Source organism: Solilutibacter tolerans (assembly GCF_900155935.1).
In the GTDB taxonomy this organism is placed as follows: Bacteria; Pseudomonadota; Gammaproteobacteria; order Xanthomonadales; family Xanthomonadaceae; genus Solilutibacter; species Solilutibacter tolerans.
Genome location: NZ_FTLW01000003.1, coordinates 162,229 through 178,563, shown reverse-complemented (window position 1 = coordinate 178,563; position 16,335 = coordinate 162,229). Strand labels below are relative to the sequence as shown.

The window sequence follows — 16,335 nt, the reverse complement described above, 5'->3', positions numbered from 1 at the left end:
GCCGAAGACCGCGATGCCTCCTGTCTATTTTCATGATCTCGACCCGATTGCTGTTGCCCTGGGGCCGCTGAAAGTCCATTGGTACGGTCTGATGTACCTCTTGGCCTTCGTCAGCGCGTGGTGGCTGGGTCGCAGCCGCATCCGCAAAGGACGTTTGCCGGGGGTCGATGACAACGCATTCGGCGACCTGATGTTCTACGGCATGCTGGGCGTGGTGCTGGGCGGACGCCTGGGTTACATCCTGTTCTACGACTTCAAGACCTATATCGCCGATCCACTGCAGATGCTGAAGGTGTGGGAAGGCGGGATGAGCTTCCACGGCGGCCTGATCGGCGTGCTGATCGCCGTGTTCTGGTGGGCACGCAAGCATCGCCTGCATTTCTTCGACGTGGTCGATTTCGTCGCGCCGCTGATTCCGCTGGGTCTTGGCTTTGGTCGCCTGGGCAACTGGATCAACGGCGAGCTGTGGGGCAAGCCGACCGATGGCAACTGGGGCGTGATCTTCCCGGGATCGTTGCCGGCCGAGCTCCAGCATCTGCCCGCCAACAGCCTGCGCGCCATGGCTGAATCGGGCGTACTGGATCAATACGCACGTCACCCCAGCCAGCTCTACCAAATGGTGTGGGAGGGCATCGTCATGTTCGCGCTGCTGTGGTGGTATTCGTCCAAGCCACGCCCGCGTTATGCCGTCGCCGGCATGTTCGCGCTGCTCTACGGTGCATTCCGCTTCGTCGTCGAATTTGTGCGCCTGCCGGATCCGCAGCTTGGCTATCTGGCGTTTGGCTGGCTGACGATGGGGCAGGTGCTCAGCCTGCCGCTGATCGCGCTCGGCCTGTACTGGCTATGGAAATCGCATTCGCAGCCGACGTTGCAGCCGCAGCTGCCTGAGGAGGCGAACTGATGCGCCAGTACCTGGATCTGTTGCAGCACGTACTGGAGCAGGGCGACGAGAAATCCGACCGCACCGGCACCGGTACGCGTAGCGTGTTCGGTTGGCAGATGCGCTTCGATTTGAACGAAGGCTTTCCGCTGGTCACCACCAAGAAATTGCACACGCGCTCGATCATCCATGAGTTGCTCTGGTTCCTGAAAGGCGAGACCAATATCGCGTACCTGAAAGATCACAAGGTCTCGATCTGGGACGAATGGGCCGATGCGGAAGGTGAGCTGGGCCCGGTGTACGGCAAGCAATGGCGCAGTTGGGAAGGCGCGGATGGCCAGGCCATCGACCAGATCAGCTGGCTGATCGACGAGATCAAACGCAACCCGGATTCGCGCCGCCTCATCATCAGCGCATGGAATGTGGCTGACCTGCCGAAGATGGCGCTGATGCCGTGTCACTCGTTGTTCCAGTTCTACGTGGTCGATGGCAAGCTCAGCTGCCAGCTGTACCAGCGAAGCGGCGATATCTTCCTGGGTGTGCCGTTCAACATCGCCAGTTATGCATTGCTGACCCACATGGTCGCGCAGGTCTGCGGGCTGAAAGTGGGGGATTTCGTCCACACACTCGGCGATGCACATCTGTATTCGAACCATTTCGAGCAAGCCCGCGAGCAGTTGTCGCGCACGCCGGGTGCGTTGCCGACCTTGCACTTGAACCCGGACGTGGACGACATCTTCGATTTCAATTTCGATGACATCGAAATCCGTAATTACCACCCGCAAGCGGCGATCAAGGCGCCCGTGGCCGTATAAGGAGAGGTGCACACATGAAGTGTTTGAGCGGTTTGCTGGTCAGTCTTTCATTGGCATTGCCGGTTGCGTCGCCGGTCATCGCACAAGAAGCATCTACGTCAGCGACACAAAAGATCGGCGCCGTACTACCGCTACCGGCGACGCCGATCGCGGTACCCGTGCTTTCGCCGACAGCTGGAAAAGCCGAGTTGGTTAAGGCTTATTACGACATCACCGGTGGACGCATGTTCGAGGTGTTGATCGCCCAATCTGTCAAGCCACCAGCCAAGTTGCAGGCCAAGGTGGCAGGTTGTCCGGCAGCCGAGCAGTACATGCAAGAGCAGTATCGTGAGGTGATCACCCCGCATTTTCGTGGCTGGCTGGATAGCTCGATCCGACCCCGCATTACTCAGGTGTTGAGCGAAGCTTTTGGAGAGGCTGAACTTCGTGCGTTCTTGCGTTTCGCCGCCACGCCCAATGGCCAGCGACATCTCAACCAGATCGGCAATCAAAGCGGCAAGGGCGATGTCAGCCACTTCCCAGAATTTCTGCAAGATGCCGAGCTGCGCGCCTATGACCGGCAGTTCGATGCATTGGGTGGGCGTGTTGATGAAGTGCTGGGCAATGCGCACGCCGACCTCATGACACCCCAGTTCATGGAGCAGGCACGCAATTCTGGAAAACACATCGCTGATCTAGTGATGGCGTGCCAGGAAAAGGCGGATACTTGATGTCGTTGGCAGGAGAGCCGGCGGGACCGCCAGCGCTCGTATTGATCGCCGCGCTTGATCGTCGCCGCGCCATCGGCCGCGGCAATGCACTGCCCTGGCATCTACCGGACGACCTCAAGCGCTTCAAGGCGCTCACCTTGGGCCAGCCAGTATTGATGGGGCGCAAAACCGCTGAGTCGCTGGGCCGCGCACTACCCAAGCGACGCAACCTGGTACTGACGCGCAGTGGGCGCGTGCCTTTTGAAGGCATGGAAGCGGTGGCATCGCTAGGTCAAGCGCTGGCCATTGCACGCGTGGACGGCGCGGCTACGCTGTCGGTGATCGGCGGCGGCGAAATCTATGCCTTGGCGATGCCGCTGGCTGATCGCATGCACTTGACCTGGGTCGATGTCGAAGTGGAGAGGGCGGATGCGTTCTTCCCCGCCTTTGATGCCGAGCATTGGCGCGTGACCGCACGCGAATCACACCCGGCCGATGCGCGACATCCCCATGCGTTCGAGTTCGTGGATTACGTGCGCGCCTGAATTTTTCGCGTTGATACGCCGAAGCGACATCACACTTTCCGGCCTGGCACCTGCACCAGCTCCAATGTATCAGCGCCCAGGCGCAGCGCTGTCAGCGGGCCGCCCCAGACGGCACCGGTGTCGATGGCATGCACGCCATGGCCGATCATCAATCCCAGCGTGCTCCAATGGCCGCAGACGATCTTCAGATCGCGCTCTGCACGCCCCGGCACCGAATACCACGGATACAAACCCGGCGGCTGCGTGCCCGGTGCGCCCTTGATGTCGAAGGCGATGCGTCCGCGCGGCGTGCAATAACGCATGCGGGTGAAGATGTTGATGATCGAACGCAGGCGATCAATGCTCTGAAGATTCGGATGCCAGGCCGGGCGGTCGCCGTACATGGCGCGCAGCAATTTGCGGAAGTTGGGGCCGCGCAGGCGCTCTTCTACTTCACGCGCGTGGCGCTCTGCTGCGGCTATATCCCACTGCGGCGCCAACCCGGCATGCAACATGCACCAGCCCAGTTCGCGGTCAGAATGCATCAACGGACATTGACGCAGCCAGTCCAGCAGTTCGCGCGCGTCAGGCGCTTCCAGCACGCGGCGCAGGTCCGGGTTGACCTTGCGTTGCTCTTCCGGGCGGCGCTCGCCGATCGCGATGAGCGAGAGATCGTGATTGCCCAAGACGACATGCGACTGATCACGCAGGCTGTGCACCAAGCGCAGGGTTTCCAGTGACTCGCCGCCACGATTGACCAGGTCACCGCAGAACCACAGGCGATCGACGGCTGGATCGAAACGCACGCGCTCCAACAGCCGCTGGGTTGCCTCGTAGCAGCCTTGCAGGTCACCAATCGCCCAGGTCGCCATCGTCGCGCCGGCCTAGTGCAAGGTTCGCGGCGTGCTCAACGTGAAGGCGGGGATGTCGGCCTTGAAATGCGTGCCGTCATCCGCCAGCAGGTCATAGCTGCCATGCATGGTGCCCAGACTGGTGGGCAACACCACGCCTGAGGAATACTCAAAGCCGTCACCCGGCTTCAGCCACGGTTGCTCGCCGACCACGCCTTCGCCATGCACTTCTTCGACATGACCTTCTGCGTCGGTGACGATCCAATGGCGGTTCAGCAGTCGCGCAGGCTGGGTGCCGCGGTTCTGGATGCGGATGGTGTAGGCGAAGACGTAGCGGCTGTCCTCGGGCGAGGATTCCTCGTCGAGGTAGTGCGTCGCCACGTCGATGCCGATGGCATAAGGGGTTTCGCTGGACATGCGGTGATTCTACGCAAGCAGCGTGAACCAGGCGGCAAAACCGGCGCTTTCAGTCGCTGATGTTTGCCAGCGCTATGAAACCGGCGACCGGGACTTGTTCGGCGCGCAGCTGCGGTTCAAGCCCTGCGGCACGAATCGCATCGTCATTACAGACATCTTTCAGCGCGTTGTGCAGTGTCTTGCGACGTTGGCCGAAAGCTGAACGCACCACTTCGACAAAGCGTGCGTGATCGCGCACGGTGATTTCGGATGCCGGCTTCGGCACCAATCGGACGACCGCCGAATCGACCTTGGGCGCTGGACGGAATGCACCCGGCGGCACCTTGATCAACGGCGTGACCTTGCAATACGCCTGCAGCATCACCGACAGGCGGCCGTAGACTTTGCTGCCTTCGCTCGCGGCCATGCGATCCACCACTTCTTTTTGCAACATGAAGTGCATGTCGATGATGGAAGTCGCATGGTCCAGCGCGTGGAACAGGATCGGGCTGGATAGGTTGTAGGGCAGGTTGCCGATGAGGCGAATCGGTCCGCCCAGGGCGCGTGCGAGCTCGGTGAAATCCACCTGCATCACATCGCGATTGATGAGGTCGAGCTTGCCGCGCGCACTGGCCGCCTCGGTCAAAGGCAGCAAGAGGTCGCGGTCGAATTCGATCGCGGTGGCTTCACCATGCAAGTCGAGCAGTGGCAAGGTGAGCGCGCCTTGGCCGGGACCGATTTCGACGATGCGATCGCCTGGTTTCGGATTGACTGCGAGCAGGATTTTGTCGATGACGCCGCGCTCGTGCAGGAAGTTCTGCCCAAGGTGTTTTTTCGCTGGCTTGTCGAAGCGTGCGTTCACAGCAATCGAGTTCCCAAGGGGATGTTGCCATCAGGCATGCACAGCACCACGGCGCCGTTTTCGTCGTGGAAGCCGGTGACCAGGCACTGCGAACGCACCGGACCGATTTGGCGTGGCGGGAAATTCACCACACCCACAACCAATCGCCCGACGAGGGACTCCGGCGTGTAGTGCACGGTGATCTGCGCGCTGGACTGCAGTACGCCGATTTCGGAGCCGAAATCCACCTTCAATTTGTAGGCGGGTTTGCGTGCCTCGGGAAACTCTTGCGCGTCGATGATGCGACCGACCCGAAGGTCTACTTTCAGGAAATCGTCAAAGCTTATGGTCTCGCTCACGCGGGCTCCTTGTTCATGCGATGGTGTGCGAGCTCGGCGCATAGATCGGCTGCGGCAAACAAACTGCTGGCATCGGCAATCCCCTGCCCGGCGATATCGAGCGCCGTGCCGTGATCCACGGCCACGCGAGGGAAGGGCAGGCCCAAGGTGATGTTGACGGCCTGATCGATGCCATGGCTCTTCAGCACTGGCAGGCCCTGGTCGTGGTACATCGCGACAACCGCATCAAAGCCGAGCAATTTGTCTGGCAGGAATGCGGTGTCAGCGGGCAGCGGGCCGATCAAATTCATGCCTTCAGCGCGCAAGGCCTCCATCACAGGCCGCATCACCTCGATCTCCTCTCGGCCCATATGGCCATCTTCGCCCGCATGTGGGTTGAGGCCTAGCACGGCGATGCGTGGGACGGTGATGCCGAAGTCATCGCGCATGGATTGATGGGTGATGCGCAGCGTGCGTTTCAATGCCGCTGGAGTCAGCGCGTCGGCCACCTCGCGCAGTGGCAGGTGGGTAGTGACGAGAGCGACCCTGAGACCGGGGCGTGCCAGCATCATCACGACTTCATGTCTGCTGATGTCCGCGAGCAGCTCGGTGGTGCCGATATAGGGGATGCCGCCTGCATTCAAGCTCGCTTTATGCGTGGGGCCAGTGACCAGACCCTGGTAGGCACCATCGATACAGGCATGGGCGGCTAATTCCAGCGAATCGATGATAGCGCGAGCATGGGCGGGATCAGGCTGGCCGAAGGCAGGCGGCGCACCGGGCAGGGCGATCTCGTGCAGCGGCAGGTCGCCGGGCTTCTGCGCAAGGGCCTCGGCGGGCAGCAATCGCAAAGGGAGATTGAGTGCTTGGGCGGCGCGGCGCAGGGTGGCCGCATCGCCGAAAGCCGTCAAATCAAAGCGATTCGCCGGGCGTTGGGCCAGGCGGACACACAATTCAGGGCCAACGCCGGCAGGCTCGCCCGGAACGAGCGCGAGCCGAGGGCGCATCTCAACCGCCGTTGTTGTCGGCCGCTGGCGCGGTGTTGATCACCGATTCGCTGCGGATGTCGACGAAGGCGTCACCGCGCATTTCCTGCAGGAAACGGGTGTACTCGTCCTCCAGTTTGCGGCGGCCGATGGTTTCACGCATCGCGGCGCGCTTCTGGTCGTCGCCGGCGGCGTTTTGGCGGCGCTCGATCACCTGGATCAGGTGCCAGCCGGACGGGGTCTTGATCGGCTGCGTCATGTCGCCATCTTTCAACGCAGCGATGCGCGGGCCAAGATCCGGGCCGAAGGCATCGACGGCCAACCAGCCCAGGTCGCCGCCATTTTCCTTGCTGTTCGGGTCTTGCGACTCTTCCTTCGCTAGCTGGGCAAAGTCCGCACCGCCCGCGACGCGAGCGCGCAGCGTACTCAACTTGGCTTCGGCGGCGGCATCGTCACCGGTGACCAGGATGTGGCGGACGTGATACTGGGTGACCTGCGAAGCTGCCGGTGCGGTGCGGGTTTCAACCAGACGAATCAGCTGGAAACCGCTGCCACCACGGATCGGGCCAATGATCTGGCCGGGCTGCATGCTTTTGACGGTCTGCGCGAAGGCCGGCGGGATCTCCGATTCCGGGCGCCAGCCCAGGTCACCACCTTCCAGCGCGTTCGGGCTATCGGAATAACGCACGGCGGCGGCGGCGAAATCCATCTCGCCGCTTTCAATGACCTTCTTGATGCCATCGATCTTGGACTGGCCGATGGCGATCTGCTCGGCCGTTGCACCTTCCGGCAACGCAACCAAAATGTGCGCCAGATGGTACTGAGCACCACCGCCTGCATTGGCCTGCTGGGCGAGGGCAGCGTTGACCTCGGACTCGCTGACTGAAATGCGGCCCTGCGCGAAACTCTGCTTCATCCGCTGGATGGTGATTTCATCGCGCAAGGTGTTGCGGAAATCGGTCATCGACAGGCCATCTTTCGCCACCTGCGCCTGCAGCTGGTCAAGAGTCATGCCGTTCTGCTGGGCGATGTTGGCCGCTGCCTGTTCGATCTCTTGATCGTTGACGCGGATGCCGCTTTCTTGCGCACGCGCGACCTGCAAGCGGGTCAGGACCAGGCGTTCCAGCACCTGCTTGGCCAGCACCTCAGCCGGCGGCAATTGCCCCGGGTTGCTGGCGTACTGCGCGGTGATGTTGGCGATGGCGCGGTCCAACTCGCTTTGCAGGATCACTTCCTCGTTGACCACCGCGGCGATGCGGTCGATGGGCTGGGTCTGTGCCTGCAGTGCCAAGGGGGCAAATGCCAGCGTTGCTGCCAGCAAAAGGACTCGAAAATTCATCATGGTGTGGGGTCCGGGTCAGGATCCGTCGTGCCCTGGTTGATCGAGGGGGGCGGCACGAGGTAAAGATCGTCGCGGTAATAGCCGAGAATAGCACGGCGCAAGGTACGCCTAGTGTCCTGGCCCGCGGAGCCAAGACCCTTGAATTCAATCTCCAGCATGATGCTGTCGTTGAGTTCGCCTTCGCGGTTGTGGATGTATTGCCGGCCTACCAATCGTACGGCGACGCAGCAGCTATCCCACTGCACACCGGCCACCGTTTCCAGCGCCTTGCGGTCTTTGAGCGAGTAGTAATAGCGGCCGACCAGGCTCCAGGTCGGGTTGATTGGATACAGGAAGGAGAAGTCGGCCTGCTCAAGCAGGTCACGACGGTAACGGTAGGCAAGATTGACGATGCCGTCGTCTTTCAGCAGATAGCGGGCACGGAAGGCAGCCAGGTCGTGACGGCGGTATTTCGGGTCCCATTGATACGAGCCACCGATCTGCCAGCGATCACTGGGTGACCAGTTGGCATCCGCGACCCAGGCAGAGCGGCCCCGCTCGACGGTGTTTTCCCACGGATATGCCTTGACCCGTACATCGTCCAGGTAATGGATCTGGCCAAGGCTCGCGCTGAATTTCTCGAAGCCATCGCTATCGCGCAGGATGCGCGTGGTGAGCGCGGTCGTGATCTGGTTGGCGTCGCTCTGGCGATCAGCGCTGCTGTAGCGGTTGTCGCGGAACAGCTGGCCCCAACCGAAGGTCAGCGGCACGGTGTCAAAGACCGGGAGCGCGGATTGGTCGCGATAAGGGGCGTGCAGATAGAAGATGCGCGGCTCCAGCGTTTGCAGGAACGATTTGCCCTTGCGCTCGAACTCGCGATCAAACTGCAATCCGGCATCCAGCGAATAGATCGGCAGGCTGCGGCTAGGCTTGCTGTCGAAGAACGCGGCGTCCATCGCCGGGGTATAGGCGATGCCGCGATTGGCCGCATCAGCTTGCGCGCGTCTACGAGCGATTTGTTGTGCCAGCGCGTCGTCCAGCTGATAAGTGGTGTAACGCCAGGCCACTGTTGGCCGGATGAACCAGCCAGCCCCTTCCAAGGGCATGCTGATGTAGGGCTTAACATCGAAGCGACTGCCGCCCGGGATGTCGATCTCGGGCCCGATTGGCCGGTATTGCGCATCGATCGCACGATAAGACTGATGTTGGAAGCGGACAGCTTCGCTTTCCACGCCGGCGCGCAGCAAGGTGCCGAAAGGTTGTTCCCAGTTCAAGAACACGCGCGGCAGGCGGTCGAAGGGCAGGCTGGCCTCGGTCAAGGTGTAGTCGGCCAATTGCCAGTGATCTGCCGTCAGTCCGGCATCCCAATAACGCCCGCGACCATACAGTCCCACTTCGCTGAACGAGGAGTAGGCAGAGACCCCCATCGAGGAGTTGTTGAAATCCTCGAAGTAGCGTGGGTCGCTGATCCACATCACGTTGGCACGGGCTTGCCAATGAGAGGTGAGGTTTTGATACCCGCCGAAGTTGACGAATCCACGTTCGCGATCACGCAGGTCATCCTTCGGCATCCACAACCCGCGCAAGGTGCCAGCGCCGGCCTCGTTGAGGTAGCGGAACTCGGTGCCGAGCGACACGCCACGCTTGGTCATGATACGTGGCGACAAGGTCATGTCGTAATTGGGGGCGAGGTTGATGTAGATCGGCTGCTTGTAATCGAAGCCGTTGCGCCCGGAGTTGGAGATCGACGGGAACAGCAGCCCGGTCTGGCGGCGCTCATCGATCGGGAACTTGAACCACGGCACGTACAGCACCGGTACCTTGCCCAAGCGCAGGGTCGCATTGCGGGCAACCGCGAACCCTTCTTCGGTGTTGACGTTGATCTGATTGGCGACGACACGCCAATGTTGCTGGGTTGGCGGGCAAGTCGAATAGGAGGATCCGAACAAGGTGCCTTGGCCACCCTGAAGTTCAATTCGATCCGCGCCGCCATTGCCGCGACGATCAGTCAGCTGGTAGCGCAGCTCCTCGATGCGATGCGTATCGGTCGCCTGGCTACCACTGGCGCGCTCGGCCACGATGCGCATGCCCGAGTCCTGGAAACGTACGCTGCCTTCGGCGACGTAGGTTTGCTTCTCGCTGTCGATGGTGATCTTGTCGGTGCCGAGGAACTGGTCGCCGCGGGTCAGTGCGACATTGCCTTGCAGAATGGGCACTTCAATCGTGCCGCTTTGCTCGTCGCCAGCAACTTCGGTCGGCATTTGACTCCGATCCTGCGGCGCGATACCCAGATTGGTCTCTGGCGCTTCCGGAAACTTGGGCACTGCGTCCTCGATTGGGCACAGGCCGTAGTTCAGCGGCATCTCCCGCTCTTGGGCCATGGCGGGCAGGGCGAAGGCGATGGCGAATGGCAGGGGAAGCAATTTTGGGAAGGGGCGCACGCGTCCGGTCCGGAGGGCAGAAATCGGCCGTTAGCTTGCCGCATCCCCCGTGAAGCGGCAATCGCCGGCCCGTCTCCGTTCAGTCGCAGGGCAGGCTTGCCGGAGCCGCCTCAGCCGTCCAGCGCATTCAAGTGCGCGACGACCGATTCCGCCAGCGCGCCGAGTGCGTACCCGCCTTCGAGCATCGACACCACGCGCCCGCCGGCATGGCGGTCGGCGATGGCGCGGAGCTCGCCGGTGAGCCAGCCGAAGTCGTCGGCTTCCAGCTGCAGCGAGGCCAGCGGGTCGTCGCGGTGGGCGTCGAAGCCGGCGGAGATCAGCAGCAACTGCGGCGCGAAATCGTCGATGGCCGGCAGCAGCTGCTTCGACCAGGTGCTGCGGAAGGTCTCGCGGCCGGTGCCGCCCAGGATCGGGGCATTGAAGATGTTGCCGATGCCGGTTTCGTCGAAGCCGCCGGTCCACGGATACAGCGGCATCTCATGGGAGCTGGCGAACAGCACGCGCGGCTGGCGGGCGAAGATCGACTGGGTGCCGTTGCCGTGGTGGACGTCGAAGTCGGCGATGGCCACGCGTTGCACGCCGGCCCAGAGCGCGTGAGCGGCGGCCACCGCGATGTTGTTGAACAGGCAGAAGCCCATCGCGCGGGCGGCCTCGGCGTGGTGGCCGGGCGGGCGCACCGCGCAGAAGGCGCGTCGGCCGTCGCCGCCGAGCACCCAGTCGACCGCCTCCACGCCGGCGCCGGCCGCGACAAGGGCCGCCTGCAGGCTGCCGGGCGAGAACACCGTGTCTTCATCCAGCCAAGCCAACCCCTCGGCCGGGCGCGACATCAGCCCATCGACATAATCTGCGCCATGCACGCGCAACAGGGCGTCCCGTGGCGCGACCGACGCCGACGTCCACCCTAGATCAGGGAAGGCGGCATTGATCGCGGCGGTCACCGCGCGCAGGCGATCAGGGCGTTCGGCGTGGCCGGGGCCGGTGTCATGGCCCAGGCAGTCGGTGTGCGTGTACAGCCGCAGGCTCACCCGCGGCGGCGCTCGTGATTCCAGAGCACCTCGCCGTGGCCGCTGGCGCGCGCCAGCACCCGCGAGAGCACGAACAACAGGTCGGAGAGGCGATTGAGGTAGCGGATCGCCTGCGGGCGGACCGCTTCGACGCGCGACAACGCCACCGTCTCGCGCTCGGCGCGGCGCACGACAGTACGCGCGATATGGCAACGCGCGGCCGCTTCGCCACCGCCGGGCAGAATGAAATCCTTCAGCGGCGGCAGGTCGTCGTTGTAACGGTCGAGATGCTGCTCGAGGCGTTCCACATCGTCATCGTCGATCGCCGCATGGCCGGGGATGCACAGCTCCCCGCCCAGGTCGAACATCTGGTGCTGCACGGCCGTCAGCAGGGTGCGGATGTCCTCGGGCACGTCGCTGGCCAGCACCAGGCCAATACAGGAGTTCGCCTCGTCCACCGTGCCGTAGGCCTCGACCCGCAGCGAATCCTTGGCGACGCGGGTACCGTCGCCCAGGCCGGTGCTGCCGTCATCGCCGGTGCGGGTGTATATCTTGGAGAGGCGATTGCCCATCGGCCCAGACTCAGCCGCGCACGGCCTGCGTGCGCTGGCCAAGCAGGGTGTAGGCGGTCACGTGCAGCGCCAGCGCGCCGCCGACGTACATCGCGGTGGTCATCAGGTACGGGCCGACCCAATCCATGTAGTTCTTGGCCCAGCCGGCCACGGTCTTGTGGGCGACCGCATCGCTCAGCCAGTAGAAGCCGCCCTGCGAGAACAGCTGGCACACCGCGACCGAGGCCACCACCGCGAAAGCCAGCTTGCCGAGGCGCGCACCGGCGCTGCCTTCCTGCTTGGCCAGCCACATCCCGCCGAACCACAGGCTGAAGTACGCGGGCACCAGCATCCAGTAACCCGGCGACACGCAGTAATGGCTCCAGAAATTGATGCCCTGCGCGGTGATCACGACGTAGTCGATGACCACGGCCAGGGCCATCAGCAGCGGGAACGCCCACTTGGTGAAGTGGCGCAGATAGAAGCCGCCGACGAAGAACACCGCCCACGACGCATCGGGGATGGCGGCGAAGTGGTTGGCGCGCGTGGCGACCATCACCAGGGCGAGGCCCGCCAGCAGAGCGAGGTTGACGCCACGGCTGCGCGGCTCAAGATTCAGGTTCAGATTCATGTGGGTGGTCTCCGTCATCCTGCGATTCTATCGGGTCGCTATCATTCCCGCATGCACGCGCAACATGACATCGTCATCGTCGGCGGCGGATTGGTGGGCGCGAGCCTCGCCATCGCGCTGGAAAACAGTGGTTTGGATGTGGCGATGGTGGAAGCCGCGCCCCCGGGCGCACTGCCCCCGGTCTTCGACGAGCGCAACCTGAGCCTGGCCGAAGCCAGCTGCCATGCGCTGCAGGCGCTCAAGATCTGGCCGTTGCTGCAGACCGCATCGCCCATTCGCCGCATCCACGCCAGTCGGGTGGGGGATTTCGGCCGGGTGTCACTGGATGCCAGCGAAGTCGGGCGTGAGGCTTTCGGTCATGTCGTCATCGCCCGTGATTTCGGCGAGGCTTTGGAAAAGCGATTGGGCGATGTTGCTTCGCTCACCCGCTATCGCCCGGCGCGCTTTATCGACACCCAAGGGTTGGCGGATGGCCGGCGCGAAGTGCGCGTGGCCGATGCCGAGGGCGAACATCGCATCACCACGCGTTTGTTGGTTGGCGCGGATGGCATGAAGAGCGCGGTGCGCTCGTCACTGGGTATCGATGCGACGCGCCATGACTACGGGCAAACGCTCTTCGTCAGCCGCGTGCGTCCGCAGCGCCCGCCGGACGGCACCGCGTGGGAGCGTCTGGGTCCGCATGGCCCGACGGCGTTCTTGCCGCGTTTCGATCGCCACTATGGCGTGGTGCATGGCGTCCCCAGCGAGGAGGCCGATGCCGTCGCTGCATTGGATGAAGCCGCGTGGCTTGCGCGACTGCAGGACGCCTTCGGTTGGCGCGCCGGCCGTTTCGTCGCCAGTGGCGAACGCAGCCGGTATCCCGCCGTGCGCGTGGTGGCCGAGCGTTTGACCGCGCCGCGCGCCGTGTTGCTGGGCAACGCCGCGCAAAGCATTCACCCCATCGGCGCGCAGGGCTTCAACCTGGGCCTGCGCGATGCGCTGACTTTGGTCGAAGAAATCACCGCCCATGGGCTGGACGATGCCGCGATGCTCGAGTCCTACGCGGCGCGTCGCAGCGAAGATCGCGCACGCACGCTGGCCTTCTCCGATGGCATGGCGCGCGCCAGCAGTAACGAAGGCTTGGCGATGCGTGGCCTGCGCAGCCTGGGGATGGCGGCGCTCGCCAACGTGCCCGGCCTGCGAGCGCAAGTCGTGGCCGGTGGCATGGGCTATCGCGGCGATGTGCCCGCGATGTGTCGGGAGAATGCGCAATGAGCCGACGCATGCAACGTGACGCGGTGGTGGTCGGTGGCGGCGTGGTCGGCGCGGCTTGCGCGTTGGCCCTGGCCGATGCCGGCTTGCAGGTGGCTTTGGTCGAAGCAGGCACGCCCGCGCGCTGGTCGCGCGAGCAACCGGACCTGCGCGTGTTCGCTTTCGCCCCCGACAATGCCGCGTTACTTGAGTCGCTCGGCGTGTGGAAAGACATCCTCGCCACCCGCGCGCAACCCTATCGCCACATGCGCGTGTGGGATGCGGCCGGTGGCGGTGAACTGCATTTCGATGCCGATACGCTCGCGCGCCGTGAATTGGGCTGGATCATCGAGCATGACCTGTTGGCCGAGCGCTTGCAGACTGCAGCCAATCGCGCCGGCGTCGAATATTTTCAACCGGCCAGTGTCAATGGTCTGGAGCAGCGCGATGACAGTGTGCGTCTGACGCTGGAAAGTGGCGAGACCATCGATGCCCGCATCGCCATTGCCGCCGATGGCGCGAATTCCACCTTGCGATCGCTGGCGGGTATCGAAGCGCCGACACACGATTATGGGCAACGCGGCGTGGTTGCCTATGTCGAAACCGAAGAGCCCCATCAACTCACCGCATGGCAGCGCTTTTTACCAAGTGGCCCGCTTGCCTTTTTACCGGTGGATGCTGAGTGTCGCAGCTCCATCGTGTGGAGCCTGCCGGACGTCGAGGCTGAGCGAATCCTTGCACTGGACGATGAAGCCTTCGGTGTCGAGCTGACCAACGCGTTTGGTGCCCGGCTCGGTGCAGTGCGGCCCGTGTCGCGCCGCGTCGCCTTCCCCCTGCGACGTCAATTGGCTAAAACGCAAATCGAAAGACGCGTCCTGGTGCTGGGCGATGCCGCCCACGTCGTGCATCCGTTGGCCGGGCAGGGCGTGAATCTTGGTTTGCGCGATGTCGCTGCCTTGCGTGACGAGATGCGCGAGGCGAAACGCCTCGGGCGCGACTTCGATGCGCCGCATCGCCTGCAACGCTGGGCGCGCGCGCGGCGGAGCGACAACGTCGTATCGAGCTACGCCTTCGAGACCATCAATCGGGTGTATTCGAATGACGCCTTGTTGCCGACGATGCTGCGAGGTCATGCGCTCACAGCTGCCAATGCACTTGTGCCGTTGCGGAATGCGCTCTGGCGTCATGCTGCTGGTACCTGATCTAGCCCATCGAAATTCTCTGACCAACAATTTTATTTGCCCATTGCTAATGATTAAAAAAGTTTCTGTCCTGATCCTTTCCAGCTTTTTGCTTGCCCCTGTTTACGCGCAGACCGCTACATCCACGCAAGACCCCTTTGTCGTCGAGCGCACCATGTGGGTGCAGCCCCGTCGCATGGTGCAGTTCATGACCTTGTTCGATCGCGTTGAACGCCCAAAGCTGGAAGCTCTTCGCAAGGATGGGCGTGTGCTCTGGTACCGCATTGCGCAACCGCTGATGGCAAGCGAGAACGATGAGTGGGATTTGCGGGTCACCATTGCTTGGCGTGACCCGGAAACCGCAGCGCAGAAATTTGATGCGCGCGCCGTCAAGGGGCGTGTCGATACCGAAAGCGCATTACTGGAAGAGTTGATCGTCGATCAGCGCGAGACCTGGGTGCGCGAAACTTTGCGCTCAACAGACTGAATCGCGCCGTCGTTACGCGTCATCACCGAGTGCGCCGCCATGGCGATGCACTCATCGAATCTCGCCGAGCGTCAATTGACTCGGCAAGTGAACGTCAGCGTCACCGTGCTGTTGGCGGGCATGTTGCCCAAGACGATCCCGCTGCCGGTCAATGTACTGACGGGGTAGGTGGCGGACGTGCAGGCAGGCCCGGAGCTTGCAGTGCACGTTACGGAGGCGGAGGCGGGTGCTGGTGCCGGGCACGTGATGCCGCTTACGGCCTGGTCTTGGATCACTGCACCTGAAACCGCGCGTGCGCCGTTTTCCACCAGTAGGGTATAGGTGACGTTCTGGCCGGATGTCACCGTGTCAGCGGCTTGATCCAGCGGCTGTACTGCGGGTGTGTTGGTCTTGGAAATCCGCAGGTCGACGTCGTTGTCGAGGATGTTGATGGTCATCTCACCGATTGCAACGCCCGCGCACTCATCAGTATTAGCGACTACATAGGGCAGGCTACTGCCCGTGGGGATGGTGAAGGTAATGGTTTCATTGTTTTCGACCACGGTGTCGGACAAGAACGTGATCGGAATATTGATGTTTTGTCCTGCGCCGTAATCGCCTGCCGGCACGGTGATCGTGGCATTCGCGGCCGTGAGGATGTAGTCGTCGTTTGCGCCGGGCGTTGCGGTGGTACCCCGGGTGGCAGTGCCTCCCACTGTGAGGGGAATGGTGAAACCGCTAGTCACTGTGCCCACGATTCGAACGTTGATTGTCGGTGCCGTCTCGCCCTCGACGAAGCTGACATTGCTCGCCCCGCCTGCGAAATGGAGGAACGGCTTCAGCGTGACTGAAATCTCGTCAAGATAGTTGCCTCCAGACAACCCCCAGGTGCTACTGATGGCTTGAAAACCGATGTATTGCTCGCCGGAAGGAGTATCCCAAGTAAAAGTGCCCGAGTAATCAGCCCAGCCTCCATTGAGGTTAGTTGATGTCCAACTACAGGTTGCATTGGTCAAGCCAGTGGTCCCGCACTCACGTGGTGTCGGGGTTGTGCCTTCAATCCCCGTGGTGGTGGTGGCTGCCCGGACGATACGGATCGCACCAGGGCCGGCGGCGCGGGGAGGAAACGCTCGTGCCGGAAGGCTGCCATATGGCGAGGGACTGATGTTGAACTCCATGACGTCGGGCAC

At 62.8% G+C, this 16,335-nt stretch carries 17 protein-coding genes and 1 pseudogene; 7 read left to right on the top strand and 11 right to left on the bottom strand.

Annotated elements, in window-relative coordinates; all coding sequences use genetic code 11:
• The first annotated feature begins 13 nt into the window (after positions 1 to 13).
• Genes lgt through BW989_RS07100 form a run of 4 tightly spaced genes read left to right on the top strand, consistent with a single transcriptional unit; the run spans position 14 to position 2,929 of the window.
• Positions 14 to 901 (top strand): prolipoprotein diacylglyceryl transferase, encoded by an 888-nt coding sequence (lgt, locus tag BW989_RS07115; RefSeq protein ID WP_076586815.1) that lies wholly within the window; start codon positions 14 to 16, stop codon positions 899 to 901.
• Positions 901 to 1,695, top strand: coding sequence for a thymidylate synthase (locus BW989_RS07110; RefSeq protein ID WP_076586813.1), 795 nt, complete (start codon positions 901 to 903; stop codon positions 1,693 to 1,695). The genes lgt and BW989_RS07110 overlap by 1 nt, the downstream gene beginning before the upstream one ends.
• 14 nt (positions 1,696 to 1,709) lie before the next feature.
• On the top strand, positions 1,710 to 2,405 hold the full coding sequence (locus BW989_RS07105; RefSeq protein ID WP_076586811.1) for a hypothetical protein: 696 nt from the start codon (positions 1,710 to 1,712) through the stop codon (positions 2,403 to 2,405).
• The gene (locus tag BW989_RS07100; RefSeq protein WP_076586809.1) at positions 2,405 to 2,929 is read left to right on the top strand and encodes a dihydrofolate reductase; all 525 of its coding nucleotides are present in this window, start codon (positions 2,405 to 2,407) and stop codon (positions 2,927 to 2,929) included. Before BW989_RS07105 ends, BW989_RS07100 begins: the two co-directional genes overlap by 1 nt.
• A gap of 32 nt (positions 2,930 to 2,961) precedes the next feature.
• On the opposite strand, the pseudogene BW989_RS07095 reads toward BW989_RS07100, so the two are convergent.
• The 10 genes and pseudogenes from BW989_RS07095 to BW989_RS07050 form a co-directional block, all read right to left on the bottom strand.
• Positions 2,962 to 3,780, bottom strand: a pseudogene (locus tag BW989_RS07095) (symmetrical bis(5'-nucleosyl)-tetraphosphatase); the annotation flags it as partial.
• Positions 3,781 to 3,792: 12 nt separating this feature from the next.
• Positions 3,793 to 4,176 (bottom strand): Co2+/Mg2+ efflux protein ApaG, encoded by a 384-nt coding sequence (apaG, locus tag BW989_RS07090; RefSeq protein WP_076586807.1) that lies wholly within the window; start codon positions 4,174 to 4,176, stop codon positions 3,793 to 3,795.
• 49 nt (positions 4,177 to 4,225) lie between these two features.
• Positions 4,226 to 5,017 carry a 16S rRNA (adenine(1518)-N(6)/adenine(1519)-N(6))-dimethyltransferase RsmA gene (rsmA, locus tag BW989_RS07085; RefSeq protein WP_076586805.1) on the bottom strand — a complete coding sequence of 264 codons (792 nt, stop codon included), beginning with the start codon at positions 5,015 to 5,017 and terminating at the stop codon, positions 4,226 to 4,228.
• Positions 5,014 to 5,355, bottom strand: coding sequence for a tRNA-binding protein (locus tag BW989_RS07080; protein ID WP_242651367.1), 342 nt, complete (start codon positions 5,353 to 5,355; stop codon positions 5,014 to 5,016). Before BW989_RS07080 ends, rsmA begins: the two co-directional genes overlap by 4 nt.
• Positions 5,352 to 6,341, bottom strand: a complete 990-nt coding sequence (gene pdxA, locus BW989_RS07075; protein WP_076586803.1) for a 4-hydroxythreonine-4-phosphate dehydrogenase PdxA — start codon at positions 6,339 to 6,341, stop codon at positions 5,352 to 5,354. Before pdxA ends, BW989_RS07080 begins: the two co-directional genes overlap by 4 nt.
• 1 nt (position 6,342) lies before the next feature.
• A complete protein-coding gene (locus BW989_RS07070) occupies positions 6,343 to 7,662 on the bottom strand; it encodes a peptidylprolyl isomerase (RefSeq protein WP_076586802.1) in 1,320 nt (439 codons plus the stop codon).
• Complete coding sequence (gene lptD, locus BW989_RS07065) at positions 7,659 to 10,082, bottom strand: LPS-assembly protein LptD (RefSeq protein ID WP_076586801.1); 2,424 nt, start codon at positions 10,080 to 10,082, stop codon at positions 7,659 to 7,661. Before lptD ends, BW989_RS07070 begins: the two co-directional genes overlap by 4 nt.
• Before the next feature lie 110 nt (positions 10,083 to 10,192).
• Positions 10,193 to 11,101, bottom strand: coding sequence for a histone deacetylase family protein (locus tag BW989_RS07060; RefSeq protein ID WP_076587243.1), 909 nt, complete (start codon positions 11,099 to 11,101; stop codon positions 10,193 to 10,195).
• Positions 11,102 to 11,103: 2 nt separating this feature from the next.
• Positions 11,104 to 11,658 carry a cob(I)yrinic acid a,c-diamide adenosyltransferase gene (locus tag BW989_RS07055; RefSeq protein WP_076586799.1) on the bottom strand — a complete coding sequence of 185 codons (555 nt, stop codon included), beginning with the start codon at positions 11,656 to 11,658 and terminating at the stop codon, positions 11,104 to 11,106.
• A gap of 10 nt (positions 11,659 to 11,668) precedes the next feature.
• Complete coding sequence (locus BW989_RS07050; protein WP_076587241.1) at positions 11,669 to 12,268, bottom strand: hypothetical protein; 600 nt, start codon at positions 12,266 to 12,268, stop codon at positions 11,669 to 11,671.
• Between the two features lie 51 nt (positions 12,269 to 12,319).
• Between BW989_RS07050 and ubiH the strand changes: the two genes are divergently transcribed.
• The 3 genes from ubiH to BW989_RS07035 are packed head-to-tail and all read left to right on the top strand — an operon-like array spanning position 12,320 to position 15,166.
• Positions 12,320 to 13,522 (top strand): 2-octaprenyl-6-methoxyphenyl hydroxylase, encoded by a 1,203-nt coding sequence (ubiH, locus tag BW989_RS07045; RefSeq protein WP_076586797.1) that lies wholly within the window; start codon positions 12,320 to 12,322, stop codon positions 13,520 to 13,522.
• A complete protein-coding gene (locus BW989_RS07040) occupies positions 13,519 to 14,700 on the top strand; it encodes a UbiH/UbiF family hydroxylase (RefSeq protein ID WP_076586795.1) in 1,182 nt (393 codons plus the stop codon). The genes ubiH and BW989_RS07040 overlap by 4 nt, the downstream gene beginning before the upstream one ends.
• A 49-nt stretch (positions 14,701 to 14,749) precedes the next feature.
• The gene (locus BW989_RS07035; protein ID WP_076586794.1) at positions 14,750 to 15,166 is read left to right on the top strand and encodes a hypothetical protein; all 417 of its coding nucleotides are present in this window, start codon (positions 14,750 to 14,752) and stop codon (positions 15,164 to 15,166) included.
• Between the two features lie 71 nt (positions 15,167 to 15,237).
• Here BW989_RS07035 and BW989_RS07030 read toward each other — a convergent pair whose 3' ends face one another.
• Positions 15,238 to 16,323 (bottom strand): COG1361 family protein, encoded by a 1,086-nt coding sequence (locus BW989_RS07030; RefSeq protein ID WP_165688571.1) that lies wholly within the window; start codon positions 16,321 to 16,323, stop codon positions 15,238 to 15,240.
• Positions 16,324 to 16,335 lie beyond the last annotated feature (12 nt).

Excerpts from the sequence above, each read along its gene's own strand:
- lgt (WP_076586815.1), top strand. The coding sequence starts at position 14 with ATGCCTCCTGTCTATTTTCATGATCTCGACCCGATTGCTGTTGCCCTG.
- BW989_RS07110 (WP_076586813.1), top strand. The coding sequence starts at position 901 with ATGCGCCAGTACCTGGATCTGTTGCAGCACGTACTGGAGCAGGGCGAC.
- BW989_RS07105 (WP_076586811.1), top strand. The coding sequence starts at position 1,710 with ATGAAGTGTTTGAGCGGTTTGCTGGTCAGTCTTTCATTGGCATTGCCG.
- BW989_RS07100 (WP_076586809.1), top strand. The coding sequence starts at position 2,405 with ATGTCGTTGGCAGGAGAGCCGGCGGGACCGCCAGCGCTCGTATTGATC.
- apaG (WP_076586807.1), bottom strand. The coding sequence starts at position 4,176 with ATGTCCAGCGAAACCCCTTATGCCATCGGCATCGACGTGGCGACGCAC.
- pdxA (WP_076586803.1), bottom strand. The coding sequence starts at position 6,341 with ATGCGCCCTCGGCTCGCGCTCGTTCCGGGCGAGCCTGCCGGCGTTGGC.
- BW989_RS07070 (WP_076586802.1), bottom strand. The coding sequence starts at position 7,662 with ATGATGAATTTTCGAGTCCTTTTGCTGGCAGCAACGCTGGCATTTGCC.
- BW989_RS07055 (WP_076586799.1), bottom strand. The coding sequence starts at position 11,658 with ATGGGCAATCGCCTCTCCAAGATATACACCCGCACCGGCGATGACGGC.
- BW989_RS07050 (WP_076587241.1), bottom strand. The coding sequence starts at position 12,268 with ATGAATCTGAACCTGAATCTTGAGCCGCGCAGCCGTGGCGTCAACCTC.
- ubiH (WP_076586797.1), top strand. The coding sequence starts at position 12,320 with ATGCACGCGCAACATGACATCGTCATCGTCGGCGGCGGATTGGTGGGC.
- BW989_RS07040 (WP_076586795.1), top strand. The coding sequence starts at position 13,519 with ATGAGCCGACGCATGCAACGTGACGCGGTGGTGGTCGGTGGCGGCGTG.
- BW989_RS07035 (WP_076586794.1), top strand. The coding sequence starts at position 14,750 with ATGATTAAAAAAGTTTCTGTCCTGATCCTTTCCAGCTTTTTGCTTGCC.
- BW989_RS07030 (WP_165688571.1), bottom strand. The coding sequence starts at position 16,323 with ATGGAGTTCAACATCAGTCCCTCGCCATATGGCAGCCTTCCGGCACGA.